We start from the raw sequence: 25,766 nt of genomic DNA, 5'->3' as shown, positions 1-25,766 counted from the left end.
GGCTAGGCCAGCTTCTTGCGCATTTCCAGGACATTGCCGCTCTCGGTCCGGCGATAGGTCACCGAATCCATCAACTTGCGGATGAAAAAGATGCCGCGGCCGTGTTCGCCGGGATCGTCGAAGTCGGGCATCGGAACGGACTCCAGATCGAAGCCTTGGCCGTGGTCGTAGACCCGGATGCACAGGTCTTCGTCTTCGATATGGATCCAAACCCTGACCGTCTTGTCCGTCTCTCCCGGTGTGGCGTGTTCGATGGCATTGACCATGGCCTCGGTCAGCACCAGGTTCATGTTGTAACCCAGCGCATCGCGATCGCCGCGATAGTCGACCAATTCCCTGGCGATCTGCTCCGCAATGTTCCCGATCAGCCCCAGGTAACGGGTCTGGTTGGGAACGACGATGTCGACATTGACGTCGGTTTCGCCATGCATGGCACCCTCCCGGCTACTCGCCGCGCAATGCTTCCTCGAGCGTGGAATAGATCTCGAACACCCGGTGCAGACGGGTCAGCTCGAACATCGAGCGTACCCTAGGCTGGAGCCCGACCAGCAGAAAGACGCTCGAACGCAGCGTGGCATTCTTCTGCCCCGACAGCAGGGCGCCCAGCCCCGAACTGTCGATGAAGCTCACTTGGCTCAGGTCCACGACCAGATGGCGGCTGCCGCCCTCCAGCAGCTTGAGCATGAAATCCTTCAGCTCGCCGGAGTTGTGGGCATCCAGGCGCTGCTCCGCGAGGGTCAGAACAGTCTTGCCGTCGCTGATTTCGGTGGAAAGATTCATAGGTCGAATTCCTTGGACTTCGGACACATCGTCCCGGCTTGCTCAGCCGTACTCATACACCCGCGGCAAGACACATACAAGCCTAGGAACGGCCGACATATGACTTACCGCCCCTGGCTCCACCAGCATCTGACGATCGCCTCGATGTCGAGGTCGTCGGCATCGGTGGTCCAGGCTTTATGGAAGTCCACGTCATTGCTGTTGGGTGGCGGGTCGGGCCTGAAGATCTGGCAGCGCACCGGCAACGGGGTCGCCTCGCCCAGGATCAGGGCTTCGCCCCGGCCCAGCACGGTGAGGACATCCACCAGATCGGCCTCGCCTTCGGGCACCAGTTTGCGGACATAGGCTTGGTCGTCCGGGTTGCTGATCCTCAGGCAGAGGTAGGACCCGCACTGCGAGAGCACCGTCTCGGAAAGTTCGTGCGGGCGCTGGCTGACCACGGCGAGGCCGACGCCGTACTTGCGTCCCTCCCTGGCGATGCGCTCCATCGACTTCCGCGTGCCTTCATACGGGGTGGCGCGCTCGCGGGGGATGTAGGCGTGCGCCTCTTCGCAGACCAGGAGGATGGGAAACTCTCGCCGGTCGGGGTTCCAGTAGTTGAACTCGAAAGCCAGCCGGCCGATCTGGGCGGAGACGGTGGGGCGCACGTCGAATGGCACGGGACTCAGGTCGATCACGCTGACCTGGCAATGCGGCTCGCCCAAGCCGACGAAATCCCGCAGCAAACCGGGCAAGGTTTCCGAACGGTTGCGGCGGCTCGGCTTGAGCAGAAAATCGTAGCGCACGTCATGCAGCCGGCTGCCGAGCTTGAGCAGGAATTCGTCGAATTGCCCGAACAGCGGGCCCTTGGTCTTGCCGAAATCGGTCCGGTGTTCGTTGGCCTCCTTGAAACGCTCGTACACCTCCTGCAGGGAGAAATACACCGGCGCATCGATCGACACCCCCGCCAGACCCAGCTCGCGGGCGCTGCGCCGCTTGAGCTCGAACACGGCTTCGCGCAGGAAGGCCGTCTGGATCGAGGCCGCCGGATCGTCGCGCTCGATCAGGAGATCCACCAGCTCGGCGAAACTCATCAGCCAGTAGGGAATTTCCAGCTCGCGGGCATCCATCGCCCGGGTGGCCTCGGGCGGAAATGCGCTATGGAGCGCGCCTTCGGCGCCGCGCCAGCAGTATTCGCCGTGCAGGTCCAGCACGATGATGTGCGCCTTGGGGCTGGAGACGAGCAGGCGCTGGATCAGGCTGGCCACGGTCCAGGACTTGCCCGCGCCGGACTGGCCGAGGATGGCGAAATGCCGGGCGCACAGGGCGGAGGGGTCGAGATAGACGCCGGTCGCGGGATGATTCGGCAGATAGCCCGGGTTGAACCGCAGATTGCGGGTGCGGGCGAACACGGCGTTGATCTCTTGAGGAGAGGCGGCGTGGACCTCGGCCCCCGGCACCGGATAACGCCGCACCCCGCGGCTGAACGCGCCCTTGTCGTTGAATTCGCCCAACGGTACCAACTGCATCGAGCTGCCGGCGGCCGATCCGGCAGCCCCGCCGGAGACCTCTCGAACCAGGGCGAGAATACGGAAAGCGCCATGCCGGACCGATACGTACGCGCCGATCTGGCCGGGCCGTTGTGTTTCTTCCCCCACCGATATTTCGCTACGGAAACCTTCCGCCTCCGACAGCAGACGGGCGGCGAACCGCCCGACCCGCACCTCGGTGATACGACCGATCAGCGAATTTTCGGAGGCTTCCATGACGACCTGGCTCCCCGGCGCAACAAACCTTCAGTCCTCATCGTCCCAGCAAGGCTGGGGACGCACCGTCTCGGGCAGCTTCGGCGTTCGCGCCGTGCGCAACAAGAGCAATGCGTTGCCGACGATGACCAGGAAAGCAATAATGGAGAAAATCAGGAACGGCTCCATGACATCCCTCTTCACATTCGCCCATAGACTCGATCGATGACCTGCGGCCAAGGTTTCCATTCTGCCCGGACGAGGACGACATGAACACATCGGTCTGGCGCATCGGACAGATATTGAACTCGGTGCAGAGCACCTTCGTGGGCCTCCTGCGCATCTGGTCCATTCCGCTGGTGCTGCTGCTCAGCCTCGCCTCCGGCTACACCACCTATTATGGCCTGTCCTACTTCATTACGGACTGGATCGCGCTGATCATCACCGTCGCCGTGCAGTCGGTCATCGTGATCTGCTCCCTGGAACTGGCGAGCTGTCACTGGCGCGCCAACCTGGCGCGCTTCCTCACCGTCGGCGTGACGCTGGCCGTCGCCCTGCTGGTCTCGGTGTCGTTCTCCTATTTCAAGTTCTACGAGCTTTCGCAGCAGGACAACACCTTGCTGACCCGCTACCGCACCCTGGACCAGAACCTGAACGACTATCTCGACCAGGTCAACCAGTTGAAGAGCACGCTGATGGCGCGCCAGCAGAAGCGGACCGAAGCGGCGGCGAAGGAGGCCACCCAGGCCTATCTCGGCACCCTGCAGGGCATACGCGAGGAAAGCAGGAAACGGGTGGGCAAGGGACCGATGTGGAACCACTACAACGAACTCCAGCTCACCGAGGAAAACCGGCTGCGCCAGATGGCGTCGAACTTCGGCGACCTCGACCAGCGTATCGCGGCCGCGCGCGGCGCGGTGCAGAAATTTTCCTCCGATCTCAAGAATCCGGCCGTCTACGCCGAACTCATGGAACAGGTGCGGCAAGTCCAGGCCAAGGCCGACAATCTGGCGTCTGTCCACGGTGTCAAGCCGGTGCCCGCCCCGGTCTGGGGCAGCCACGTCGAATTCGTCCGCGGCATCACCCCCTCGTTCGCGATGTGGGAAGACCTGTCCCTGTTCGCGCTCGCCTGCGCCGCCATGGTGGATTTCTTCACCCTCGTCCTGTCCTACCGGCTGGAGTTCAGCGCGCCGGGGCCCTTGACCGAGGAGGAGAAGGTACTGGCCTTCCAGGGGCTGCGGCAGTTCTCGGAATTCGCCATCAACGACAACGACGAGCTGGAGTTCGTGTTCGAGAAGACCGAACTCGAGCGGGCGAAACGCTATCCCGACTGGAACCGCATGTTCACCGTCGCCTTCCTGCTCAACCGCGGGTTCCTCAGGAAGGTCAGCGAACGCAGCGTGGAATTCGCGCCCAATCTCTACCCCATCATGGCCGAATGTATGAGGAAGGAACCCGCGCAGGCCGGCCCGGACGAGGGTATCAGCGAAGGCAACATACGACGGTTCATCGAGAGCAAGGCCCATGAACGGCGAGCTTGACACCGAACGCTGGGACCCCGGCTTCGTCGGCGACCATTACGTCGTCACCACGCGGCTCGGGCCGTTCCGCAAGCTGTTCCTCAAACCGCGCGATTTCACGCCGCGCATCTACCACCGGCTCACCGAACTGAGCATCGAGGACTGGATTCTGCCGGTGCCGGAGCAGACACTGGGCGATGCGCTGCGCATCGGCGTCGAACTGTCGGTACGGTTCCAACCGACACTGGACTATGCCCGCCGCAACCCGGACAGCCTCGACCAGCTCGCCCATGCCATCAAGCTCCGCTACCAGCGCGTCCTGCTCGACATGGCGCTGGAAGAATTACGGGTGCTGGAGGACCCGTTCTGGCTGGCCGCGGGCTGCACAGCGGTGGAGCGGCGCATCGAAACCCGAACCAACGAGACTCTGGCCGCGCAGGCCATCCGCTGCCGCACGCGCTGCGTGCTCACCCCGGCATTCGAAGCGCTGGACGAATCGGAAGTGGAAGCCTTGCCGCCATGGTCGCCTTACCGGCCGCTGTATCGAGCCTTGCTACAGCGTCAGCGCGACCTCGCTGCCGAAGCCGAACGGCGACGCCTCGAACAGGAGGTCCAGGACGAAGTGGCCCGGCTGAAACGGGAGCACGCGCGACTGGCGCTGGAACGGCATGAGACTGAATTGAGGCAGGCGAGGCACGAACACGAAACCGAGCGCCTGAAGGCCGAACTCGCCGCGGAAGAAGCGCTGCAGGCCGAACGCCGGGCCGCGGAAGCCCGCCAGAAGGAAGAGCAGGTACGCCACGAGCAGAAACTGCGGGAAATGGAAATCGAGGCCGAGCTGCAATCGAAAGCCCGGCGCGCCGAAGCCATGGACGATGCCGACGCCCGCCTGCGCAGGGAAATCGAGCTGCTCGCGCTGGAGCGCCAGCGCCTGCTGCTGGAGGAAGAAGTCAAGGACATCAAGCTCGCCAAGGCCAAAGGCTGGATCATCAATGCCTCGCGCCGATTCCAGCTTGGCCAGGACGCCGAATTCGACGAGCCGGAAGCGCCCGGCCTGCCCCCGGAATTGCCGGAAAAATGATCGTTCGCCGTTGCCGATGAAGCCTAGCCGTCTGCCCCTACTCCTCGCGCTGCTGTCCGTGTTCGCCCTGCCGGCGGAAAGCCGCGACTGGGGCGACGTCGTCTCGCCGACCTCCGGAACGCCCGAAGCCATCGGCGAAACCGGGGCAGGATGCCTTGCCGGCGGCGTGCGCCTGCCGACCGAGGGCGACGGGTACAAGGTCATGCACCTCGAACGCAACCGCAACTACGGCCACCCCGACCTGATCCGCAGCATCACCGAACTGGGGCGCGCAACGGCTCAGAACCGCTGGGGCGAACTCCATGTCGGCGACCTGTCCCAGCCGCGCGGGGGGCCCATGCGGTTCGGCCACCGCAGCCATCAGAGCGGCATCGACGTCGACGTCTGGTTCGCCCTCGACCCGAACCTGATCCGCAACGCCGATGGGTTGCGCAGCAACATTCCCGCCCCCTCCCTGCTGACCCACGACCAGAGCCGGCTCAACCACATGCTGTGGGACGCCAACCACGCCCGCGTCCTCGAAGCCGCCGCCCGCGACCACCGCGTCGACCGGATTTTCGTCAACGCCCACATCAAGCAGGAACTCTGTCGCTCGGTGCGCGGCGACCGCTCCTGGCTGCGGAAAATCCGGCCTTGGCACCGGCACGACGACCATTTCCACATGCGCCTGGCCTGCCCCGCGGACAGTCCCGACTGCATCCCGCAGAAGCCGTTGGAACCCGGCGACGGCTGCGACGCCTCGCTGGACTGGTGGCTGTCCCTCCCACCGCTACGCCCTTTGCCCGAAAACCACCACGGCCCCGCCCCCTCGCCTGCCCTCCCCCGCGCGTGCCGGGCGGTGCTGAGCGCTCGGTGACGCGCTGGGGGACCTCCCCCAGCCGATAGCCTTCGGCGCCCGGAACATCCCGCAGGCACTCGGTCGGCGAGAGACTCGACGGTTTGTTCAATCCGGATTCATCAAATCGAACACCATCAAGACATGCTTGCCGGTCTTGGTATTGGTGGCCTTGAAGGTTGCGACATCGTTCTCCGTGCTCACGCACTCGATTTCCACCGGCGGATCATCATGCTCGCTGGGCGGGATTTCGAGCTGCTCGAGCAGGTCCGCGTCTTCCTCTTCGGTCAGTTCCATGTTGCCGTGCTTGTCGATTCTCATGATCGGTTTACCTTCACTTCGCTAAATCAGGGGGGAGCGGTGACACACAGGCAGACATCGGCCAGAGCGACCCAGGGATCGCCGGGCTCCAGCCCTTTGACCATCCTGTCGACCCGCGTGCATAGCCGGATCGCGTCGAGCACGCGCTCCCGGCTCAGACGTCGGGCCGCCTTGGCGAACGCGTCCTTGCGCTTGTCGACTAGCCGCTGCCTGGACAGAACGGCATCCACCGATTGACCTCGTGCCATCTCCCGCTGCACGGCCGCAAGCGAACGCAATTCGCGGGCTACCGCCCAAAGCACCACCAGCGGCGCCACCCCTTCCCCTTCGAGTCCCCGCAGGATTCTCAAGGTTCGGACAAGTCGCCCTTCAAGCATGGCGGCGGCGACATCGAAGACGTCGTAACGGGCGCAATCGGAAACGGCGGACAGGATCTGGTCGTCTTCGATCCGCCCGGCGCCGTACAGAATACGGAGCTTTTCGATCTCCTGCGCGGCCGCCAGCAGATTGCCCTCCACCCGAGCAGCCAGGAACCGGAGGCCGGACTGGTCCGCCAGCATGCCGAAGCGATTCAGGCGCCGGTCCAGCCAGCCGATCAGCTCCCGCCCTTCCAGCGGCCAGACCTGTACCAGCACGCCCGCCGAGTCAGCGGCGCGCGCCCAGGCGGCATTCAACTCATCCTTGGTCAAGCGCGGCAAGGTGAGGATGAGGATCGCATCCGACGGCGGATTTTCGAGATAGCGCAGCAGTGCAGCGGCGCCTTCCTTGTCCGGCTTGGCATTGAGGCGCAGGTCCAGGATGCGCAGGTCGCCGAATAGGGGTACGGAATCGCCGGCCTCCAGAAAAGCTCCCCAGCTGAAACCTGGCTCGACATGAAACAGTTCCCGCAGGACATAGCCCCGTTCGCGGGCCGCTGCACGGACGGCATCCGCAGCTTCACCCAGTTGCAGGGGTTCGTCTCCGGAGAAAACATAGACCGGGGCGAGGCCACGCTCCAACGCACCGGCCAGTTGATCCGGCCTCAGCTTCAAGACTTACCGCCGGAATTCCGGCTCATCTCGATGAGTACGCGACGGACGAGGGTTTCCGCGACTTCCCGCTCCATTTCGTAGCGCAGCAGCGATTCCTCCTCCCCCTGGCCGATCGGCGAGAGCTGATTGTTGAAATATTCGCGCTTCACCTCGACCTCCTGGGGCGGAATGATGATCTCGCCTTGTGGCGTCGTGACTTCGTATCTCACCCGTGTATAGAGGTCGAACAGGTTGCCGCGCCCGCCCAGGTTCAAGGACATCGTGCGGCGTTCGTCGGTTTCCTTGAGGATACGGATGACGCCTTTGGCGTCGACCATATTGCGCGAGAGCTGAGCGCCCGTCAGGCGGATCGCTTCGGGAAGTCTCGAAGCCACGCGGCTGGCGCCGGCTTTTTCCAGGTAGAGGACTTGACCGGCACCGTCCGAGGTCTCGCCTCCACGTAGATGGAAGCCGCAACTGGCCAACGAAGCCAAGAGAATCAGGGAAAGATGCCGGAAAGCCTTGCCCACACTCACACCACGATGTTGACCAGCTTGCCCGGCACGACGACGATTTTCTTCGGCGGCTTGCCTTCGACGAAGCGCTGCACCTGGGCGTCGGCCAAGGCCGTCTGTTCCACGGCTTCGCGGGAAGCATCCGCCGCCACGGCGATCTTTCCGCGCAGCTTGCCGTTGACCTGAACTACCAGCTCGATTTCGTCTCGCACCAGGGCGGATTCATCAACCTCCGGCCAGCCGGCCTCGAGAATATCCGTACCTGGAGCCAGTTGCCGCCAGAGTGCATCACAGATATGGGGCGTGATCGGGTACAGCAGCCGGGCCAGCAGCGAATAGCCCTCGAAGGCGACCACGGCGGCGCTGCGGCGGAAATCGGCCTTGGCCGATTCGTCCTGGAGGTGGTCGCAATTCCAGAATCCCTTGTCGTCCGCCAGGATGTTGAGGATCTTCATCGCCGCCGAGACCACGGTATTGAACTGGTGGCGGGCGAAATCGAAATTGGCCTGCTTCAGAGTCGCGTGGATCAGGCGGCGGGCTTCCTTGTGGTTCGGCTCCAGCGGAAAAACGCTCCAATCGGCGACCCGCAATTCGTCCCGTCCATAACGCGAAAACGCCGTGTTGACGTTGAACGCGGCCCGCGTCCACAACCGCTTGAGGAACCTGAACGCCCCCTCCACCCCGCTGTCCGACCATTCCAGCGACTGATCCGGGGGTGCCGCGAACAGGGTGAACAGCCGCACGGTGTCCGCGCCGTACTGGTCTACCAGAGCTTCCGGGTCCACGCCGTTGTTCTTCGACTTGGACATCTTCTCGATGTGGCCCACGATGACCGGCGCGCCGTCGGACTTCAGGGTCGCGCCCAGCAAGCGGCCTTTTTCGTCAGTGCTCAGGTTCACCTCGGCCGGGCTGAAATAATGTTTCTTGCCGCTTTCCTCCCGGTAGAAGGTGGGAGCGACCACCATGCCTTGGGTCAGCAGATTGGTGAACGGCTCGTCACAATGGACCAGTCCGGTATCGCGCATCAGCTTGTGGAAGAAGCGGGCATAGAGCAGGTGCAGGATGGCGTGCTCAATGCCGCCGATGTATTGGTCGACCGGCAGCCAATAGTCCGCGCGCTGGTCCAGCATGGCATCGTTGTTGTCCGGGCAGGCATAGCGGGCGTAATACCAGGACGACTCGACGAAAGTGTCCATGGTGTCGGTCTCCCGCTCCGCCGCGCCGCCGCAGTTCGGACAGGCGGTCGTATACCACTCCGGCATCTTCTTGAGCGGCGAGCCGACGTCGAGGGTGACGTCTTCCGGCAGCACCACCGGCAGCTGGTCCGCCGGCACCGGCACATCACCGCAACTCGGGCAATGGATGATGGGGATCGGGCAGCCCCAGTAGCGCTGGCGCGAAATGCCCCAGTCGCGCAGGCGGAACTGGGTGCGCTTCTGGCCCAGGCCCTTGGCCTCCAAATCGGCGGCGATGGCGTCGAAGGCTTGGCTAAAAGCTAGGCCGTCGTATTTGCCGGAATTTATGCAGAGGCCGTGCTCGGCGTAGGCATCCAGCCAGGGGCCTTCGGCATCCACGGTTTCATAGACGCCTGATACCGAGGCGATGACCGTTCTGAGCGGTAAGCCGTATTTGCTGGCGAACTCGAAGTCGCGCTGGTCGTGCGCCGGCACCGCCATCACCGCGCCTTCGCCGTAGCCCCACAACACATAGTTGGCGACCCACACCGGCAGTTTTTCGCCGTTCAGCGGATGGATCACGAAACGTCCCGTCGCCATGCCCTTCTTTTCCATGGTGGCGAGATCGGCCTCGGCCGTGCCGCCATGCCGGCATTCTTCGATGAACGCGGCCAGCTCGGGATGGCCTTCGGCCGCAGCCAGCGCCAAGGGGTGCTCCGCCGCCACGGCGACATAGGTCGCGCCCATCAAGGTGTCGGGACGGGTGGTATAGACCTTCAGCACCGAGTCCTCACCCCGACCCTCTCCCAAAGGGAGAGAGGGAACGATCGGGAAATGCACCTCGCAGCCGTGGCTCTTGCCGATCCAGTTGCGCTGCATGGTCTTGACCTGTTCGGGCCAGCCGGGGAGATTGTCCAGCTCGGCCAGCAGCTCGTCGGCGTAGGCGGTGATCCGCATGAAATACATGGGGATGTCGCGCTTTTCCACCACAGCGCCGGACCGCCAGCCGCGGCCGTCGATCACCTGTTCGTTGGCCAACACGGTTTGGTCCACCGGATCCCAGTTGACTGGCGCGGTCTTCTTGTAGATCAGGCCCTTCTCGAACAGGCGGGTGAACAGCCACTGCTCCCAGCGGTAATATTCCGGCTTGCAGGTCGCCAGCTCCCGGTCCCAGTCGATCGCCAGCCCTAAGGATTTGAGCTGCTTCCTCATGTAATCGGCGTTGGCATAGGTCCAGGCCGCCGGCGCGACCTTGTTCTGCATCGCCGCATTTTCCGCCGGCAGGCCGAAGGCGTCCCAGCCCATGGGTTGCAGCACATTCCTACCGCGCATGCGCTGGTAGCGGGCGATCACGTCGCCGATGGTGTAATTGCGCACATGCCCCATGTGCAGCCGCCCGCTGGGGTAAGGAAACATGGAGAGGCAGTAGAATTTTTCGCGGCTCGGGTCTTCCTTGGCGCGAAAAACCCCGCCCTCTTCCCAAGCGCGTTGCACGGCCTCTTCAATGGCCTTCGGACTGTAAATCTCTTCCATTCGAACCGATTCGATCAATCAAGCAAAAGTGGCTAGAATACCGGACGCCGCGTCGAATCTGAAGCCGAAACAGGCGATGAACGCTTATTTAAGGAGCGGCAGCGTTCGGGGGAGACAATCATGCATAGGGTCATATTCAACCAGAAGGGCGGCGTCGGTAAATCGACCATCACTTGCAATCTCGCCGCCATCAGCGCCGCCAAAGGCAAGAAGACGCTGGTCATCGATCTGGATGTCCAGGGCAATTCCACCCATTATCTTTTGGGTCAGAAGGTGGCGGACCAGGACCGCACCATCGCGCGCTTCTTCAAGGACACATTGGGCCTGAGCCTGTTCGGCAAAGGCCAGGACGAGGGGCTGAATGCGGTTATCCACGAGACCCCCTATCCCAATCTGTACATTGCACCTTCACACCCCGAGCTCGAGCCGCTGCAGGGGCGGCTGGAATCCCGCTACAAGATCTACAAGCTGCGCGAGGCGTTGGAAGCCCTCTCGGGCTTCGACCGGGTCTTCATCGACACGCCGCCGGTCCTGAATTTCTACAGCCGCTCGGCCCTGATCGCGGCTCGCCGCTGCCTGATCCCGTTCGATTGCGATGCCTTCTCGCGCGAGGCCCTGTACAACCTGCTGGCGGTGATCGCCGAAATCAAGGCGGACCACAATGACGGCCTGATGCTGGAAGGCATCATCGTCAATCAGTACCAGAGTCGCGCCAGTCTGCCGCAGAAGCTGGTCGAGGAACTGCTCGCCGAAGGCCACCCCGTACTGGATACCCGGATTTCACCCTCGGTGAAGGTCAGGGAATCGCACAGCGAATCCAAGCCCCTGCTTTACTATGCGCCGGACCACAAGCTGTCCAATGAATTCCAGGCCTTGTTCGACGAGCTGGAGACCTAGCTCCCCCCACCCCGAGGGGGAGGAAGCAAGACGTTGCGGCGGCGTCTGAAAAAGCAGGCACCGATGATCCCCGCGCATAGCCCGACCGCCGGCCAGTCACCCCACAAAGCATAGGGTGTCGCGCCCGCCATGGGCTGCAGCATGCCGGTCAGCGCCTCACGCCGAAACATGGGCGCAACGGCGACCGGCTTGCCGCTGGCGTCGATGATGCCGGTAACGCCGGTGTTGGTGGCGCGCAGCATGTAACGCCCTGTCTCCAATGCCCGCATCCTCGCCTTCTGCCAGTGCTGGTAGGGTGCGAACGAATCGCCGAACCAGGCGTCGTTGGTGACGTTCACCAGATAGGCCCCTTCCGGTAACCCCGCCAGCGATTCCTGGCCGAAGATGTCCTCATAGCAGATCGACGCGATCAGCGGATAGCCCGCCGCCTGGAGCAGCGTCTGGCGGGGTGCCCCGGCGGTGAAATCCGCCAGCGGGATCTGCAGGATATCCAGCACGAAGCCCAGCACCGGCCGCAACGGCAGGAACTCCCCGAACGGCACCAGGTGGCGCTTGAAATAGCGGCCCGGCTTTGCGCCCAGCGTCACGACCGCATTGTAGTAGCGGTCACCCTGGGCCTCGTAGTAAGGCACACCGACCAGAATGTCGACACCGTGCTGGCGGGCCTCCGCCTCCAGCGGCGCCATGAAGCTCTCGGCCACTTGCTGGTAGAACGCCGGCACCGCGGTCTCAGGCCATACGATCAGCCGGGAATCCCAATGCTGGCGGGTCATGTCGACGTACATTTGGACGGTGGCGCTTTTCGCTTCCGGCCGCCACTTCTGGTCTTGCGGCACATTGCCCTGCAACAGCGTGACACGGATCGGATCGCCGGCGGGTTGAGTCCATTGCACCTTCGCGAACTGGGTACTGCCGACCAGCACGACCGCGGCGCCGAGCAGTGCCAATCGGCGACCGCGCCGGTCCAGCAACCAGGCGCTCAGCACCAGACCGGCCAGTACGGCGAGCAGCCAGCCTACCCCGAACACGCCGAACACCGGCGCAATGCTGCGCAATCCGGTATCGGTCTGGCTATAGCCGATCTGCAGCCAGGGGAAACCGCTGAACAGCCAGCCCCGGAGCCATTCGGTGACGACCCAGGCGGCGGGGAATACCAGCAACGCCCGAACGAGCACCGAACCGCCGCCGACGGTGACGCCGAGCCAGCCCGCCAACGCCGGAAACAAAGCCAGATAGGCCACGAACAGCGCGGTCAGGCCAGCGGCGGAAAACACGTCGCTGCCGCCGAATTCGTGCATGCTGATGAACACCCAGGACACGCCGACCCCGAACTGCCCCAGCCCGAACAGATAGCCGTACATGGCCGCTCTCGGAGGGGAAGCATTCAGCCAGACCCGGAACAGCAAGGCCAGCGACAGCAGTGCCACCAGCGCGTAGCCGAATGGCGCGAAGGCGAGCGGCAGCAGCGCACCGCCGACCAGCGCTAGCAGCACGGACTTCATCCTTCAGCCCGGCGCCGGACTGAGGGCGTCCGGAGATAGGCGCAGCAGCCTCAAGAGATGCACGCGCCGACTGTCGGCGCGAATCACGGTAAAGCGAAAGGGGCCGATCTCGATCCGCTCGCCCCGTTCCGGGACGTGTCCCAGGCGATGCACGATCATTCCTCCCACGGTGTCGTATTCATCGTCTTCGAAATCCGTGCCGAAATATTCGTTGAATTCCTCGATGGGCGTGATGGCTTTCAGGGTGTACTCCTGATCGTTCTTCCGGAAGATGTACTCTTCCTCGCCCAGATCGTGCTCGTCCTCGATTTCGCCGACGATCTGCTCCAGCACGTCCTCGATGGTCACCAGGCCGGCGGCGCCGCCGTATTCGTCGACGACGATGGCCATGTGGCTACGGGAGGTCTTGAACTCTTTCAACAGCACATTGAGGCGCTTGCTCTCCGGCACGAACAGGGCCGGGCGCATGATTTCGGAGACCTTGAGCTGGCGGTTGCGGAGGCTATGCGCCAGGAGATCCTTGACTAAAAGGATGCCCACCACTTCGGCGCGGTCGTCGGCAATGACCGGATAACGGGAATGGCCCGACTCGACGACCAGCGGGAAAACTCTTTCCAGTTCGGCATCCTGGGGCACCACCGCCATCTGCGCCCTGGGAATCATGATGTCCCGGACGCGAAGCTCGGAGACCTGCAGCACGCCTTCGATCATATTGAGGGCTTCGGTTTCGATCAGTTGACGCTTCTGGGCATGCCGGAGCGCCTCGAGCAACTCCTCCCGGCTTTCCGGCTCGCCGGACAGGAAGTGCACGAGCCGCTCCAGCCAACTTCGATGTTCGCCCGAGTGTTCCTCGCTCATTGCGACTCAATCTCCAGATAGGGATTTTCGATGCCCAAGCCGCGCAGTATCATGATTTCGCGGTTTTCCATGACTTCCGCATCCGCATCTTCGATGTGATCGTAGCCCTGCAGATGCAGCATGCCGTGGACGACCATGTGGGCCCAGTGGGCCTTGGGAGCCTTGCCCTGCTCCCGCGCCTCGCGCTCCACCACCGGCGCGCAGATCACCAGATCACCCAGCAGAGCATTGGGTACACCCGCCGGGACCGTGAAAGGGAAACTCAACACATTGGTCGGCCCGGTTTTACCTCGGTAGGTCGAATTCAATCTCGCACTTTCGTCCGCGTCGACGATGCGGATGACGACTTCCGCATCCCGCCTCTCCGCCGCCGCCGCCGCCCAGATACGGAACTCCGACTCGTCCGGCACCGTCGAAACGGTCGCTTGCTGCAGGGTCAGATCGATCATTCGCCTCCCTCCTGCTGTGCCTTCTCGTGTGCTTCGTAGGCAGCGACGATGCGCTGGACCAGCGGGTGACGCACCACGTCGCGGGTGCTGAAGAAGGTGAAACTGATGCCTTCCACATCGCGCAGCACCTGCAGCACGTGGCGCAACCCGGATTCCTTGTTGCGCGGCAGGTCGGTCTGGGTGATGTCGCCGGTGATGACCGCGCGGGAGCCGAAACCCACCCGGGTCAGGAACATTTTGATCTGTTCTATCGTCGTATTTTGGGCTTCGTCGAGAATGATGAAGGAATCGTTGAGGGTCCGCCCGCGCATGAAGGCGAGCGGCGCCACTTCGATCACGTTGCGCTCGATCAGCTTGGCGACGCGTTCGAAGCCGAGCATCTCATACAGAGCATCGTACAGCGGACGCAGATACGGATCGATCTTCTGCGCCATGTCGCCCGGCAGAAAGCCCAGCTTTTCTCCCGCCTCGACCGCCGGCCGCGCCAGCACCAGGCGCCGGACCTGTTCCTGCTCCAGCGCCGCCACGGCGCAGGCGACCGCCAGATAGGTCTTGCCGGTACCGGCGGGACCGATGCCGAAATTGATGTCGTGCTGCTCGATGTTCTGCAGGTATTTCCGCTGGTTGGTCCCGCGCGCCCGGATCACCGAGCGCTTGGTGCGGATCAGCACCTCCTCTTCGGGAGCGGCGGCTTCGCTCACCAGCGTATCGACATTCGCGGTCTGCAGCGACAAATGAACCCGCTCCGGCGTGATGATCTCGTGCTGGGCCGCGTCGAACAGGCTGCGGATCACCGCGAAGGCCGCCCGGGCTGCCTTGCCGGCGCCGATGATCTGGAACTGGTTGCCGCGGTTTTGGATTTCAACCCCGAGGCGCCGCTCGATCTGGCGCAGGTGCTCGTCGAACTGGCCGCACAGGTTCGCGAGCCGGGCATTGTCCGACGGCTCCAGGAGCAACTGCAATGAACTGGGATGATTAGGCAACTTGAGCGGTCACTGCTGAGACGGGGCGGGACTCGCAGGCCAATCCAACGATCCGGCCGCGTAGCGAATTGGGCAGGGCGTCGGTGATCACCACGTCGACGAACTGGCCGATGAGACGCGGATGGCCTTCGAAATTCACCACCCGATTGTTCTCGGTGCGGCCGCTGAGTTCGCTGAAATCCTTGCGTGAAGTGCCTTCGACCAGCACCGATTGCACGCTGTTCAGCATCCCCGAAGAGATGGCCGCGGCCTGCGACGCGATTTTGGCCTGCAATCGGGCCAGACGCGCGCGCTTGGTTTCCAGTGCCACATCGTCGATCATTTCCGCCGCCGGTGTACCCGGCCGGGCGCTGAAGATGAAACTGAAGGAATGGTCGAAGCCGAGCTGGCCGATCAGCGCCATCGTGTCCTCGAAATCGTCGTCGGTTTCGCCCGGAAAGCCGACGATGAAATCCGACGACAGACTCAGATCGGGCCGAACCTCGCGCAGCCGGGCGATCCTGTCGATGTACTCGGCGCGGGTATGTCCCCGTTTCATCAGCCCGAGAATCCGGTCGCTGCCGCTCTGGACCGGGAGGTGCAGATGGCTGACCAGTTGCGGAATGTCGCGGAAAGCCTCGATCAGGCTGTCGGAAAACTCCACCGGATGCGAGGTGGTGAAGCGGATGCGGTCGATGCCGTCCACCGCCGCCACGTAATGCAGCAGCAGGGCCAGATCGGCCACGCCGCCGTCGGCCAGCGCGCCGCGATACGCATTCACGTTCTGGCCCAGCAGGTTGATCTCGCGGACACCCTGCGCCGCCAGCGCCACGACCTCGGCGACCACATCGTCGACCGGGCGGCTGATTTCCTCGCCACGGGTATAGGGCACGACACAGAAGGTGCAGTACTTGCTGCAGCCTTCCATCACCGACACGTAGGCCTTGGGGCCTTCGGCGCGCGGCTCGGGCAGCGCGTCGAATTTTTCGATCGCCGGGAACGACACGTCCACCACCGGCTGCCGGTCGCGCCTGACCTGCTCGACCATGGCGGGCAGGCGGTGCAGCGTCTGTGGGCCGAACACGATGTCGACATAGGGCGCCCGCTTCTGCAGGGCCTCGCCTTCCTGGCTTGCCACGCAGCCGCCCACACCGATGATCACCTCGGGACGCCGGAGCTTGATCGGGCGCCAACGGCCCAGTTGCGAGAAGACTTTTTCCTGGGCCTTTTCCCGGATCGAGCAGGTATTGAGCAGGAGGACATCCGCCTCTTCGGGCGTCTGTGTGAGTACGAAGCCGTCGGAAGCGTCGAGCAGATCCCGCATCTTGGCGGAATCGTACTCATTCATCTGGCAGCCGAAGGTCTCGATGTAGAGCTTTTGCGGCATGTGTTTCGGGTTGCGGAACCGTCGGGGATCAGCATCGGGGAATGGCGCTATTCTAGCAGACTTGCGAGAACCAAACGAAAAACCGGCCCGCCCCTTCATGGAAAGAAGGGCTCGGACCGGCTGCCGCCGGCCATCAGACGGCGGGTCGTGCAAATTTGAATGGATTGATCAGGGTCGACCCCACCCGCAGCAAATGCGCGTCCGGATAGGTGCGCGCCATCAGCTCGCGGACGCGCTCTTCCTCTTCAGCCTTGGCATCGATGAGGATAAGGTGCTTCCCAGCCTCGATCTCGCCGTGATAGGCGGCGATCTTCTGATTCTCGGTGGCCATTCCCATCAGTCCGCCCACCCAGACGCCGAACAGTGTCACGAAGCCGAAAATCGCAAAATAAACCATCCCGCTCATGTCGGGACCGAATGGCTGCTCGCTGGCGACATAAACGCTGCCGAGGATGGAACAGAGGAATCCCACCATGGCCCCGCGCTCGGCGTAGCGCACCACATCGGACTTCTGGACGAAGTTCGCCGAATGGATGTGGCGGCGGTACAGACCCGCCTGGTCCTTGCTGATGACGTGGAAGTTCCAGTCGGATACGCCCTCCTTATGCAAAGCCTCGGCTATCCTCTCCACGCTGTCGAGAGTGTCCGTAAGGTAATACAGTCGTTTCATGGCCAACCCCCTTACCGGCGTTACGGTGTGAATGTTTCCCGGCGAAGATCTATTTCGTCAGGATAAATGGACTCTTAGTCCTTTTGACGACCGCTGTCAATCGTTAGCCATCGACTCGATCGCCTTGCCCCTTCTTGCGGATATTCAAGCACCATCGAGACCCGATCCCGCCCGTTCCGCTTCGCGCAATGACGTGCCTGATCAGCGCGCGGCCGGATGTCCGCCACGTCGAACGGCGCCTGGCCGGGGAGGCGAACTCAAGGCGAGTTCCGGAACAGCTCACGGCTCTTGAGCGCCCGCCCTTCCAGATGATGGGCGATGATTCGCCGCATCAGGCGCTTGGCTTCCGTGCGGGTTTCGGGCGAGTCGAAGCGGCGATCGCGCAAGGCCAGGAGGGTAGCGCCGAGCACCGCATCGGCCTCATCCTCGGTGGCGGGGACAGGGCCGGCTTCGATCCGGTAAGTGTAAAGTCTGTCGGGCCGGACAGCCTGTCCGCCGACTGCCTCCGCCACGAGCTGCAGGCCATAACCGATGTCCTCCAGCAGCGAGAGCTCGAAACCGCGTAGCGCAGTTTCGGGATCCTCATCAGCGGCGAGGTCTGCCAGGGCGTGCCGATAGGCGTTGAATAGCTCGGGATGGGGATCGTGCGACGGCAGCAACTTCATCAGGAGTTCGTTCAGGTAGAAGCCGCAGAACAGCGCAGTGTGCTGGAGCCTGAGGCCGGAACCGCCGGCTTCCGCTTGAGTCAGAGTGGCAAGCTCGCCTCGTCCGCACCAGGACACCAGGAGAGGCACGAAAGGCTGCAGTACCGGCGCCAGCCCCTGCCTGCCGCGGCGGGCGCCCTTGGCGATCAGGCCGATGCGGCCATGATGGAGCGTGAACAGTTCGAGAATGAGGCTGGTTTCGCGGTAATCGCGCCGGTGCAGCACGAAGGCACTGTCAAGCAGTACACGGCTCGGGTCGCCCCGCTGCAGGGCTTCATTCGGCATGCGGGGGAAGAACATACGAGGGCTTCAGCCCCCGAGAGATCGCGGCCGGGAGAGCATTCCCGCGGCAGGCGAGATCACTCGGCATAGCCCAGGGCCTGCAATGCCCGTTCGCTATCCGACCAGCCGCGCTTGACCTTGACCCAGAGTTCGAGATAGACGCGCCGCTCCAGCATGCGCTCCAGATCCTTGCGCGATGCTTCGCCGACCCGTTTCAGGACCTCGCCGCTCTTGCCGATGACGATGGCTTTCTGCCCTTCCCTTTCCACCCAGATGACGGCATGGATGCGGACCAGGGTCTGGGACTCCTTGTACTGCTCGATCTGGACGGTGAGCGCGTGCGGCACCTCCTGTGCCAAGCGGTTGAACAGCTTCTCGCGGATGATTTCCGCCACGAAGAAGCGCTCCGGCCGGTCGGAAATCTGGTCTTCCGGATAGATCGGCTCGCCCTCGGGCAGGAGCGCCAGGATGCGCTTTTCCAGCACCGGCAAGTTGACGCCCTTGAGCGCCGAGATCGGCACGATGTCGGAGAACATCCCCAGCGCGTCGGCCTCGGCGACGAACGGCAGCAGGACGTCCTTGTCGTTGAGGCGATCGACCTTGTTGATGGCGAGGATCACGGGGAGCTTGGCCTCCTTGATCCGGGCCATGACCAGCGCGTCATCCGGCAGCCAGCCGGCCTGATCCACCAGCCAGACGATGAGGTCGACACCGAGCAGCGATGAGATCGCGGTGCGGTTGAGATAGCGGTTCATGGCCCGCTGCCCGCCGCCATGGATGCCGGGCGTGTCGACGTAAATCGCCTGACCGCGCTCGTCGGTCTTGATCCCGAGAATGCGGTGGCGGGTGGTTTGCGGCCGGCGCGAGACGATGCTGAGCTTCTGGCCCAGCAGATGGTTGAGCAGGGTCGACTTGCCGACGTTGGGGCGGCCCACCAAGGCCACGTAGCCTGATTTCAAACGCTTATCCTCGATTGCTCGGAAAGGCGGTTGAGCATGTTTTCCGCCGCCTGTTGTTCGGCCTTCTTGCGGGAGCTGCCTTCGCCGAGGCAGGGCTCGACCTGCAGCGGAATCTCGCACCGCACCTGAAAATGCTGGTCGTGCGGCAGTCCCGACTGGGCGATCAGGGTATAAACCGGCAGCGGCAGGCCACGCCCCTGCATCAGCTCCTGCAGACGCGTTTTTGGGTCCTTTTTCCAGTCGTCCAGCGACAAAGCGGACAACGGCCGCTCGAACAGCTGGAGGATCAATGTCCGGCAGGCGTCGATGCCCTGGTCCTGCAGCACGGCGCCGAGGACGGCTTCCAGGGCGTCGGACAAGATCGAATCGCGCCGGTAGCCGCCGCTCTTGAGTTCGCCCGAACCCAGGATGAGGTATTCACCGAGATCCAGCTCCCGCGCGATCTTCGCCAAGGCGGTTTCGTTGACCAGAGTCGCCCGGAGCCTGCTCAGCACGCCCTCATCCGCCGAAGGAAAGCGCTGGTAGAGGTACTCGGCGACCACGAAGCCGAGCACGGAATCGCCCAGGAACTCCAAGCGCTCGTTGTTCGCGCCTTCGGCGCTGCGGTGAGTCAGGGCGTTCCTGAGCAGGCTCGGATCACTGAACGGGACGCCGAGCTTGCGCGCCAAATGCTCGTGGCTGCGAATCAATGCCGCGCGACCTCGATCCGGTCGTCGAAGCGGATCAGCGCATCGATGTTGCCCATGACGGGCTTGACCACTTCGTAAGCGATCTGGACGCGCAGGACTCCTTCGCTGCGGGTAATCTTCACGTCTTTCGTCGTCACGCCATCCACCATGTTGATATCCCAGCGCCGCTCCAAAGCCTTGAGGATATCCTCGCGAGTCTTCTCCAGCAGTTCCGGGTCCGATTTCAGCGATTCCAGCGAGCTGCGGACCTTGTAGTGATTGAGATAAACCGGCCCGATGCGGAACAGCAGCATCATGAAGAAGCCCGCCACCGCCATCAACACGGCGAAGCTGATGAAGGTCAGCCCGCGCAGACGCTGGGGCGTGCCGCGCATGATTCAGCGTCCCGAGTTCAGCACGGTACCCAGGCGGGAAAAGCCGATGCCGCCATTCTCGAAATCCCAGCTCATCCAGATGAAGAAGGCCTTCCCCACCAGATTGGCTTCCGGAACGACACCCCAGTAGCGGCTGTCGTTGCTGTTGTCGCGGTTGTCGCCCATCACGAAATAGCTGCCTTCGGGTACGGTGAACTCACCCTCCACCGTCGGCTGGCCGCGGCGGATCAAAATGTCGTGCCTGACGCCTTCGAGGTCTTCCAACAGCAGCTCCGCCCCGCTCATGCTGGCACCCTGCCCCACGCCTTCGTAGGTACCGAGCGAAGTCTGGGCGATGGGCTTGCCGTTGATGTAGAGCTGCTTGTTGTAATAGCCGATCTTGTCGCCCGGCAGACCGATCACGCGCTTGATGTAATCGACGGTCGGGTCCTTGGGGAAGCGGAATACCACGATATCGCCCCGCGCGGGCTCGCCCATTTCGATGACCTTGGTATTCAGCACCGGCAGGCGGATGCCGTAGATGAATTTGTTGACCAGAATGAAATCACCGATCAAGAGCGTGGGCATCATGGAGCCTGACGGGATGCGGAACGGTTCCACCAGGAAGGAACGCAGCAGCATGACGATGAGCACGATCGGGAAGAACGACCGGGCATATTCCACCAGCAGCGGCTCCTTGTGCGCCGCGCCGGCGGGCAAGGGATGTCGCTTCAGCCAAAGCGCGTAACCGCCCCAAACCGCGCCGGTGACGAACGTGGCGGCGACCAGAAAGAAAGAAAAATCGTAGTCCATCGGATGCAACCGTTATCAGGAATCCTTGTTGACGCGCAGCACGGCGAGAAACGCTTCCTGGGGAATGTCGATCTTTCCCACCTGCTTCATCCGTTTCTTGCCGGCCTTCTGTTTTTCCAGGAGCTTGCGCTTGCGGGTGATGTCGCCGCCGTAGCACTTGGCCAGCACGTTCTTGCGCATGGCCTTGACCGTGGAGCGGGCGATGATCTTGGAGCCGATGGCGGCCTGGATCGCCACTTCGAACATCTGTCTCGGGATCAGGTCCTTCATCCTCTCGACCAGGTCGCGGCCACGGTTCATGCTGATGTCGCGGTGCACGATCAGGGACAGCGCATCCACCTTCTCGCCGTTGATCAGGATGTCGAGCTTGACCAAAGGCGCGGCCTGGAAGCGCAGGAATTCGTAATCGAAGGAGGCAAAGCCGCGGCTGCACGATTTGAGCCGGTCGAAAAAATCGAGCACCACCTCGCTCAGGGGCAACTCGAAGCTCAAGGCCACCTGCCCGCCCATGTATTGCAGCTTCTTCTGCACGCCGCGCTTTTCGATGCACAGGCTGATGACCGCACCCAGATAATCCTGCGGCACCAGAATGTTGGCCTCGATGATCGGTTCGCGGATTTCCTCGATCTCGTTCGGCGACGGAAGGTCGGCGGGGTTGTCGACCGGTATCACCGTGCCGTCGGACCTGGCGACCTCATAGACCACGGTCGGCGCGGTGGTGATGAGATCCAGGTCGTACTCGCGCTCCAGCCGCTCCTGGATGATCTCCATGTGCAGCATGCCGAGGAAGCCGCAGCGGAAACCAAATCCCAAGGCCTGCGAGACTTCCGGCTCGAAGTGCAGGGCGGCGTCGTTCAGATGCAGCTTGTTGAGCGCTTCCCGGAGATTCTCGTAGTCCTCCGAGTCCACCGGATAAAGCCCTGCGAATACCCGCGGCTGGACCTTCTGGAATCCCGGCAAGGCTTCCGTGGTCGGGCGGTCGGTGGTGGTGATGGTGTCGCCCACCGGCGCACCGAAGATGTCCTTGATGCCGGCCACCACGAAGCCCACCTCGCCGGTGTTCAGCACGGTTTTGTCCAGCGGCTTGGGCGTAAACACGCCCAGTTTCTCGACCAGATGGCTCTTGCCGGTGGACATGATGGTGATCTTCTGCTTGCGCGAAATCGAGCCGTTCACCACCCGGACCAGGGATACCACCCCGAGGTAGTTGTCGAACCAGGAATCGATGATCAGCGCCTGCAGCGGTCCATCGGCGTCACCTTTGGGCGCCGGGATCTTCTTCACCAGTTCTTCGAGCAAGGCATCGACACCGAAGCCGGTCTTCGCGCTGATCTCCACCGCGTCTTCCGCCGGAATGCCGATGATCTCCTCGATCTCGCTCTTGACGCGCACCGGATCGGCCGAGGGGAGATCGATCTTGTTCAGCACCGGCAGCACTTCCAACCCCTGCTCGATGGCCGTGTAACAGTTCGCGACGCTTTGGGCTTCCACACCCTGGGCGGCATCCACCACCAGCAAGGCGCCTTCGCAGGCCGCCAGCGAACGGGACACTTCGTAGGAAAAATCGACGTGTCCCGGCGTGTCGATGAAATTGAGCTGATAGGTGCCGCCGTCCTTGGCTTTGTAATCGAGCGTAACGCTCTGGGCCTTGATGGTGATGCCGCGCTCGCGCTCGATGTCCATGGAATCGAGCACCTGCTCGGCCATCTCACGGTCGCTCAGGCCTCCGCACATCTGGATGAAACGGTCTGCAAGCGTCGATTTCCCATGGTCGATATGCGCGATGATGGAAAAGTTGCGTATGTGCGTTAGGTCGGTCACTGCTTTTCGTCTTTCAATTTCATCGCCAGGAAGATGGAACCATCGCGCCGCTGCACCAGAACCGCCAGGGATTTTCCCGTCGGCAGGGTCTTTTCCATCTCCACCAGTTGTTTCACGCTGTTGATTTCCTTGTCCTGGATCCGGAGGATCACGTCACCGCGTCTAAGGCCTGCGTCGTAGGCCGGACCGGGACTGACGCTGTACACGATGACCCCGCCGCGAGGCACCTCGAACTGCTCCCGCAGCTCGGGCGTAAAGTCCGCCACGCTGGCGCCCATGCGTTTCAGCGGCACGGCATCGGGCTCAGCAGCGCCCATGGCCGGTTCTTCCTCATCGGGGAGAGAGCCGATCTTGATGCTCAATTCCTTGATGGCGCCGCTGCGCAAGAGCTTGATCTTGGCCACTTCGCCGACCTTGGTCATGCCCACCATGGGCGGCAGCGTCGCCGACGTGTCCACCGCCTGTCCGTTGAACTCCAGGACGATGTCGCCGACCCGGATACCGGCCGCTTCGGCGGGGCTCTTCGGCAGCACCTTGGACACCAGGGCACCCTGCGGCTTCTTCATGCCGAAGGACTCGGCCAGCTCCCGCGTCACGTCCTGGATCTGGACACCGAGCCAGCCGCGCGAGACGCGCCCGCTGACCTTGAGCTGGTCCACTACCTGCATGGCGACCTCGATGGGAATCGCGAAGGACAGCCCCATGAAACCGCCGGTGCGGCTGTAAATCTGGGAATTGACCCCGACCACCTCGCCGTTCAGATTGAACAGGGGGCCTCCGGAATTGCCGGGATTGATGGCCACGTCGGTCTGGATGAAGGGCACATAGTTGTCGCTGGGAAGGCTGCGTCCCTTGGCGCTGACGATGCCGGCGGTGGCCGAGTGATCGAAGCCGAAGGGCGAGCCGATGGCGAGCACCCATTCGCCGACCTTGAGCTTTTCCGACGAGCCCAGCTTGACCGTAGGCAACTGGGCGGCCTCGATCTTGAGCAGGGCGACGTCGCTGCGCTTGTCGGAACCGACGATCTTGGCGACCAGTTCGCGTCGGTCCTGCAGGCGCACGACGATCTCATCGGCACCCTTCACCACGTGGTGGTTGGTGATGATGTAGCCGTCCGCCGACATGATGAAACCCGAGCCCAAAGACTTCGCCTCGCTGGGCTGGCCATCGCTGCCTCCGCCTTCGCCGAAGTAATGCCGGAAAAAATCGTCGAATGGCGTGCCTTCCGGAATTTCCAGGCCCTCCGGCATCTGTTGTTCGTTGGCCGCCACTTTCTGCGTGGTACTGATGTTCACGACGGCCGCGTTGTTCTGTTCGACCAGATTGGTGAAATCGGGAAGCTGTGCCCGGGCGGCCGGGGGAGCAGCAAGAACCAGGACCGCCCAAATCACGCCGGCGAAGCGGTATCTCTTAAACATGGTGACTCCTGAATGCAAAGGCGGCGGCAATGGCGCACCCGAAAAATCCGGGGCGCCTTAGCGGGAAATGCGGCGAATGAATACCGGGCGAAGATCCTGCCCATGGAGGCCGGGACAATACTTGAGCAATACGAACGTCAGTCCCAGACCGAGCAGGCCGCCGAAGATCGAACCGGCATCGGCCGAAGCGAACACTCCCTGGTCGGCCAGCAGCTTGCCCAGCAAGGCGCCGCCGAGGAGAAAAAACAGGGGCAACAGGTACATTCTGAAAGAACCGGCGAGCAGAGCGCCCTCTTCCACCCCGATGATCACGCGATCTCCCGGAGACATCGGGCCGTCCGCGTCGACCTTAAGGCGCATGGGCTTGTCGCCCAGCATCCGGGCCACCAAGGACGTACTGCAGCCTTGGGCGCAGCTTCCGCAGGCCGATTTCTGGAACTTTTCCACCCAGATCGAATGCCCTTCGACCTCGGTGACTATTGCCTCTTCCTCAATCATTCACGTCACGGTTTTTCGTTGGATTTCTGGTAGCGGATGCCATTGGCGATCATTTGAACGGTCTTGGGCGGCACTTCCCCCATCACAGTCACGACGAAACCGTCGATTTTCCGGGTATAAGCATTCACGGCGCCAATTTTCTTCAGCCTCTCGAGGAAGGGCTCTTCCTTGAGTTCGTCTACGTAGATTGAAACAGATGAGAGCCCATCGCTCAACAAGATATGTTCGATGGGATGTTTCAGGGGCGGCTGCTGGATGCGGCTGTAGCCGCTGATACGGAAACCCACGGGAACGCTGTCCAGGCTCCAATCCATCGACTCGATGGGTATGACCTCCCGTTTCGACGACTGTTCCGAGTAAGTATCGGATGCCGCCGCCGGCGCCACCCCCCGGGCGGGCGCATCGCCCGATATCTCCAGTGAGGTGAACACCATCTGTTCGACCGGTCTGTTGTTCTCATCGAGCAATTCGAAGCGCAGCGGCAGATGGGACTCGATGTCGATCCATAACTTACGCCCGTAGCGGTAGTCGTCGACCGGTATGATGTCGATGCTTTGGGCACGCCGCTGCGCCACGTACTCCTGTCCGCCGACCAGGAATGCGTAATAGTCGCACAAGCCGACGAACGACTCGGGTAGATCGACCAGGAACGAATGGTTCGAAGGCACGCGTTCCGTCATGACCGACTTCGTCTCGGGAAAGAAGAACCGGACCAGATCGCCGTCTCTGACGATTTCCCGCATCGGACTGTTCAGCGAGGTCAGCCGCTCGTGCTCGATGCCGTTCGACATGCCGTGGACGAACTCCATGCTGTTGACCTTGTCGTCCTTCAAATAAGCCACCAGGCCCCGATAATTGAGGCGGACCATGGCATTGCGCATGTTCGACAGCCACTCGACACCGGCCCGTGCACCGAGCGCCTGCGGCGCATCGTCCGCCCGGGACGGCGGCAGGCGACCAAATGCAACGACGGCCCCCAGGGCCGCCGCGATTACTCGAATTCTGACCAT

General features: G+C 62.8%; 27 protein-coding genes. 4 read left to right on the top strand and 23 right to left on the bottom strand.

The genetic code is table 11. The features are described from left to right. Positions 1-2: 2 nt before the first annotated feature. The 4 genes from GNH96_RS09470 to GNH96_RS09455 form a co-directional block, all read right to left on the bottom strand. Complete coding sequence (locus GNH96_RS09470) at positions 3-431, bottom strand: ATP-binding protein (RefSeq protein ID WP_169603449.1); 429 nt, start codon at positions 429-431, stop codon at positions 3-5. A 13-nt stretch (positions 432-444) separates the two neighbouring features. After that, entirely contained in the window at positions 445-780 is a 336-nt protein-coding gene (locus GNH96_RS09465) for an STAS domain-containing protein (RefSeq protein ID WP_169603448.1), read from the bottom strand. Between the two features lie 104 nt (positions 781-884). After that, positions 885-2,525 carry an ATP-binding protein gene (locus tag GNH96_RS09460; RefSeq protein WP_169603447.1) on the bottom strand — a complete coding sequence of 547 codons (1,641 nt, stop codon included), beginning with the start codon at positions 2,523-2,525 and terminating at the stop codon, positions 885-887. 30 nt (positions 2,526-2,555) lie between these two features. Then, positions 2,556-2,693 (bottom strand): hypothetical protein, encoded by a 138-nt coding sequence (locus GNH96_RS09455; protein WP_169603446.1) that lies wholly within the window; start codon positions 2,691-2,693, stop codon positions 2,556-2,558. Positions 2,694-2,773: 80 nt separating this feature from the next. Here GNH96_RS09455 and GNH96_RS09450 point away from each other — a divergent pair, with 80 nt between their 5' ends. Genes GNH96_RS09450 through mepA form a run of 3 tightly spaced genes read left to right on the top strand, consistent with a single transcriptional unit; the run spans position 2,774 to position 5,961 of the window. Then, positions 2,774-4,045 carry a hypothetical protein gene (locus tag GNH96_RS09450; RefSeq protein ID WP_169603445.1) on the top strand — a complete coding sequence of 424 codons (1,272 nt, stop codon included), beginning with the start codon at positions 2,774-2,776 and terminating at the stop codon, positions 4,043-4,045. Continuing rightward, a complete protein-coding gene (locus GNH96_RS09445) occupies positions 4,029-5,105 on the top strand; it encodes a hypothetical protein (protein ID WP_169603444.1) in 1,077 nt (358 codons plus the stop codon). The genes GNH96_RS09450 and GNH96_RS09445 overlap by 17 nt, the downstream gene beginning before the upstream one ends. A 16-nt stretch (positions 5,106-5,121) precedes the next feature. Continuing rightward, positions 5,122-5,961, top strand: coding sequence for a penicillin-insensitive murein endopeptidase (mepA, locus tag GNH96_RS09440; protein WP_228719795.1), 840 nt, complete (start codon positions 5,122-5,124; stop codon positions 5,959-5,961). An 87-nt stretch (positions 5,962-6,048) separates the two neighbouring features. On the opposite strand, the gene GNH96_RS09435 is transcribed toward mepA, so the two are convergent. Genes GNH96_RS09435 through leuS form a run of 4 tightly spaced genes read right to left on the bottom strand, consistent with a single transcriptional unit; the run spans position 6,049 to position 10,494 of the window. After that, the gene (locus tag GNH96_RS09435; RefSeq protein WP_169603443.1) at positions 6,049-6,261 is read right to left on the bottom strand and encodes a hypothetical protein; all 213 of its coding nucleotides are present in this window, start codon (positions 6,259-6,261) and stop codon (positions 6,049-6,051) included. A 26-nt stretch (positions 6,262-6,287) separates the two neighbouring features. Then, positions 6,288-7,292 carry a DNA polymerase III subunit delta gene (gene holA / locus GNH96_RS09430; protein ID WP_169603442.1) on the bottom strand — a complete coding sequence of 335 codons (1,005 nt, stop codon included), beginning with the start codon at positions 7,290-7,292 and terminating at the stop codon, positions 6,288-6,290. After that, positions 7,289-7,801, bottom strand: coding sequence for an LPS-assembly lipoprotein LptE (locus GNH96_RS09425; protein ID WP_228719794.1), 513 nt, complete (start codon positions 7,799-7,801; stop codon positions 7,289-7,291). The genes holA and GNH96_RS09425 overlap by 4 nt, the downstream gene beginning before the upstream one ends. A gap of 2 nt (positions 7,802-7,803) precedes the next feature. Continuing rightward, the gene (gene leuS / locus GNH96_RS09420; protein WP_169603440.1) at positions 7,804-10,494 is read right to left on the bottom strand and encodes a leucine--tRNA ligase; all 2,691 of its coding nucleotides are present in this window, start codon (positions 10,492-10,494) and stop codon (positions 7,804-7,806) included. Positions 10,495-10,614: 120 nt separating this feature from the next. Here leuS and GNH96_RS09415 point away from each other — a divergent pair, with 120 nt between their 5' ends. Then, complete coding sequence (locus GNH96_RS09415) at positions 10,615-11,391, top strand: ParA family protein (protein ID WP_169603439.1); 777 nt, start codon at positions 10,615-10,617, stop codon at positions 11,389-11,391. Here the strand turns inward: GNH96_RS09415 and lnt are convergent. The 15 genes from lnt to GNH96_RS09340 form a co-directional block, all read right to left on the bottom strand. Continuing rightward, positions 11,388-12,893 (bottom strand): apolipoprotein N-acyltransferase, encoded by a 1,506-nt coding sequence (lnt, locus tag GNH96_RS09410; RefSeq protein WP_169603438.1) that lies wholly within the window; start codon positions 12,891-12,893, stop codon positions 11,388-11,390. The genes GNH96_RS09415 and lnt overlap by 4 nt on opposite strands. A gap of 3 nt (positions 12,894-12,896) precedes the next feature. Beyond that, the gene (locus GNH96_RS09405) at positions 12,897-13,751 is read right to left on the bottom strand and encodes an HlyC/CorC family transporter (protein WP_169603437.1); all 855 of its coding nucleotides are present in this window, start codon (positions 13,749-13,751) and stop codon (positions 12,897-12,899) included. Then, entirely contained in the window at positions 13,748-14,200 is a 453-nt protein-coding gene (gene ybeY / locus GNH96_RS09400) for an rRNA maturation RNase YbeY (RefSeq protein ID WP_169603436.1), read from the bottom strand. Before ybeY ends, GNH96_RS09405 begins: the two co-directional genes overlap by 4 nt. After that, positions 14,197-15,183, bottom strand: coding sequence for a PhoH family protein (locus GNH96_RS09395; RefSeq protein WP_169603435.1), 987 nt, complete (start codon positions 15,181-15,183; stop codon positions 14,197-14,199). The genes ybeY and GNH96_RS09395 overlap by 4 nt, the downstream gene beginning before the upstream one ends. After that, a complete protein-coding gene (gene miaB / locus GNH96_RS09390) occupies positions 15,176-16,549 on the bottom strand; it encodes a tRNA (N6-isopentenyl adenosine(37)-C2)-methylthiotransferase MiaB (protein WP_169603434.1) in 1,374 nt (457 codons plus the stop codon). Before miaB ends, GNH96_RS09395 begins: the two co-directional genes overlap by 8 nt. Before the next feature lie 133 nt (positions 16,550-16,682). Further along, positions 16,683-17,219: a hypothetical protein gene (locus GNH96_RS09385; RefSeq protein ID WP_169603433.1), complete on the bottom strand. Its 537-nt coding sequence runs from the start codon at positions 17,217-17,219 to the stop codon at positions 16,683-16,685. A 257-nt stretch (positions 17,220-17,476) separates the two neighbouring features. Next, a complete protein-coding gene (gene recO, locus GNH96_RS09380) occupies positions 17,477-18,223 on the bottom strand; it encodes a DNA repair protein RecO (protein WP_228719793.1) in 747 nt (248 codons plus the stop codon). A gap of 59 nt (positions 18,224-18,282) precedes the next feature. Continuing rightward, positions 18,283-19,164: a GTPase Era gene (gene era / locus GNH96_RS09375; protein WP_169603432.1), complete on the bottom strand. Its 882-nt coding sequence runs from the start codon at positions 19,162-19,164 to the stop codon at positions 18,283-18,285. Then, a complete protein-coding gene (gene rnc / locus GNH96_RS09370; protein ID WP_169603431.1) occupies positions 19,161-19,853 on the bottom strand; it encodes a ribonuclease III in 693 nt (230 codons plus the stop codon). Before rnc ends, era begins: the two co-directional genes overlap by 4 nt. Beyond that, a complete protein-coding gene (locus GNH96_RS09365) occupies positions 19,850-20,227 on the bottom strand; it encodes a DUF4845 domain-containing protein (RefSeq protein ID WP_169603430.1) in 378 nt (125 codons plus the stop codon). Before GNH96_RS09365 ends, rnc begins: the two co-directional genes overlap by 4 nt. 3 nt (positions 20,228-20,230) lie before the next feature. Further along, positions 20,231-21,019: a signal peptidase I gene (lepB, locus tag GNH96_RS09360; protein WP_169603429.1), complete on the bottom strand. Its 789-nt coding sequence runs from the start codon at positions 21,017-21,019 to the stop codon at positions 20,231-20,233. 15 nt (positions 21,020-21,034) lie between these two features. Beyond that, the gene (gene lepA, locus GNH96_RS09355) at positions 21,035-22,840 is read right to left on the bottom strand and encodes a translation elongation factor 4 (protein WP_169603428.1); all 1,806 of its coding nucleotides are present in this window, start codon (positions 22,838-22,840) and stop codon (positions 21,035-21,037) included. Next, the gene (locus GNH96_RS09350; RefSeq protein ID WP_169603427.1) at positions 22,837-24,258 is read right to left on the bottom strand and encodes a DegQ family serine endoprotease; all 1,422 of its coding nucleotides are present in this window, start codon (positions 24,256-24,258) and stop codon (positions 22,837-22,839) included. Before GNH96_RS09350 ends, lepA begins: the two co-directional genes overlap by 4 nt. Positions 24,259-24,315: 57 nt before the next feature. After that, complete coding sequence (locus tag GNH96_RS09345) at positions 24,316-24,756, bottom strand: SoxR reducing system RseC family protein (protein ID WP_169603426.1); 441 nt, start codon at positions 24,754-24,756, stop codon at positions 24,316-24,318. A gap of 5 nt (positions 24,757-24,761) precedes the next feature. Then, complete coding sequence (locus GNH96_RS09340) at positions 24,762-25,766, bottom strand: MucB/RseB C-terminal domain-containing protein (RefSeq protein ID WP_169603425.1); 1,005 nt, start codon at positions 25,764-25,766, stop codon at positions 24,762-24,764.

The sequence above is a fragment of the Methylococcus geothermalis genome, assembly GCF_012769535.1.
GTDB lineage: Bacteria > Pseudomonadota > Gammaproteobacteria > Methylococcales > Methylococcaceae > Methylococcus > Methylococcus geothermalis.
Note: the sequence above shows the minus strand (reverse complement) of the source record. Positions and strands in the feature narration are given on the sequence as shown.

What these genes read in the sequence shown, in the direction of transcription:
- GNH96_RS09470 (WP_169603449.1), bottom strand. Translation starts at nt 431, where the DNA reads ATGCATGGCGAAACCGACGTCAATGTCGACATCGTCGTTCCCAACCAG.
- GNH96_RS09465 (WP_169603448.1), bottom strand. Translation starts at nt 780, where the DNA reads ATGAATCTTTCCACCGAAATCAGCGACGGCAAGACTGTTCTGACCCTC.
- GNH96_RS09460 (WP_169603447.1), bottom strand. Translation starts at nt 2,525, where the DNA reads ATGGAAGCCTCCGAAAATTCGCTGATCGGTCGTATCACCGAGGTGCGG.
- GNH96_RS09455 (WP_169603446.1), bottom strand. Translation starts at nt 2,693, where the DNA reads ATGGAGCCGTTCCTGATTTTCTCCATTATTGCTTTCCTGGTCATCGTC.
- GNH96_RS09450 (WP_169603445.1), top strand. Translation starts at nt 2,774, where the DNA reads ATGAACACATCGGTCTGGCGCATCGGACAGATATTGAACTCGGTGCAG.
- GNH96_RS09445 (WP_169603444.1), top strand. Translation starts at nt 4,029, where the DNA reads ATGAACGGCGAGCTTGACACCGAACGCTGGGACCCCGGCTTCGTCGGC.
- mepA (WP_228719795.1), top strand. Translation starts at nt 5,122, where the DNA reads ATGAAGCCTAGCCGTCTGCCCCTACTCCTCGCGCTGCTGTCCGTGTTC.
- GNH96_RS09435 (WP_169603443.1), bottom strand. Translation starts at nt 6,261, where the DNA reads ATGAGAATCGACAAGCACGGCAACATGGAACTGACCGAAGAGGAAGAC.
- leuS (WP_169603440.1), bottom strand. Translation starts at nt 10,494, where the DNA reads ATGGAAGAGATTTACAGTCCGAAGGCCATTGAAGAGGCCGTGCAACGC.
- GNH96_RS09415 (WP_169603439.1), top strand. Translation starts at nt 10,615, where the DNA reads ATGCATAGGGTCATATTCAACCAGAAGGGCGGCGTCGGTAAATCGACC.
- lnt (WP_169603438.1), bottom strand. Translation starts at nt 12,893, where the DNA reads ATGAAGTCCGTGCTGCTAGCGCTGGTCGGCGGTGCGCTGCTGCCGCTC.
- GNH96_RS09405 (WP_169603437.1), bottom strand. Translation starts at nt 13,751, where the DNA reads ATGAGCGAGGAACACTCGGGCGAACATCGAAGTTGGCTGGAGCGGCTC.
- ybeY (WP_169603436.1), bottom strand. Translation starts at nt 14,200, where the DNA reads ATGATCGATCTGACCCTGCAGCAAGCGACCGTTTCGACGGTGCCGGAC.
- miaB (WP_169603434.1), bottom strand. Translation starts at nt 16,549, where the DNA reads ATGCCGCAAAAGCTCTACATCGAGACCTTCGGCTGCCAGATGAATGAG.
- GNH96_RS09385 (WP_169603433.1), bottom strand. Translation starts at nt 17,219, where the DNA reads ATGAAACGACTGTATTACCTTACGGACACTCTCGACAGCGTGGAGAGG.
- recO (WP_228719793.1), bottom strand. Translation starts at nt 18,223, where the DNA reads ATGTTCTTCCCCCGCATGCCGAATGAAGCCCTGCAGCGGGGCGACCCG.
- GNH96_RS09365 (WP_169603430.1), bottom strand. Translation starts at nt 20,227, where the DNA reads ATGCGCGGCACGCCCCAGCGTCTGCGCGGGCTGACCTTCATCAGCTTC.
- lepB (WP_169603429.1), bottom strand. Translation starts at nt 21,019, where the DNA reads ATGGACTACGATTTTTCTTTCTTTCTGGTCGCCGCCACGTTCGTCACC.
- GNH96_RS09350 (WP_169603427.1), bottom strand. Translation starts at nt 24,258, where the DNA reads ATGTTTAAGAGATACCGCTTCGCCGGCGTGATTTGGGCGGTCCTGGTT.
- GNH96_RS09345 (WP_169603426.1), bottom strand. Translation starts at nt 24,756, where the DNA reads ATGATTGAGGAAGAGGCAATAGTCACCGAGGTCGAAGGGCATTCGATC.
- GNH96_RS09340 (WP_169603425.1), bottom strand. Translation starts at nt 25,766, where the DNA reads ATGGTCAGAATTCGAGTAATCGCGGCGGCCCTGGGGGCCGTCGTTGCA.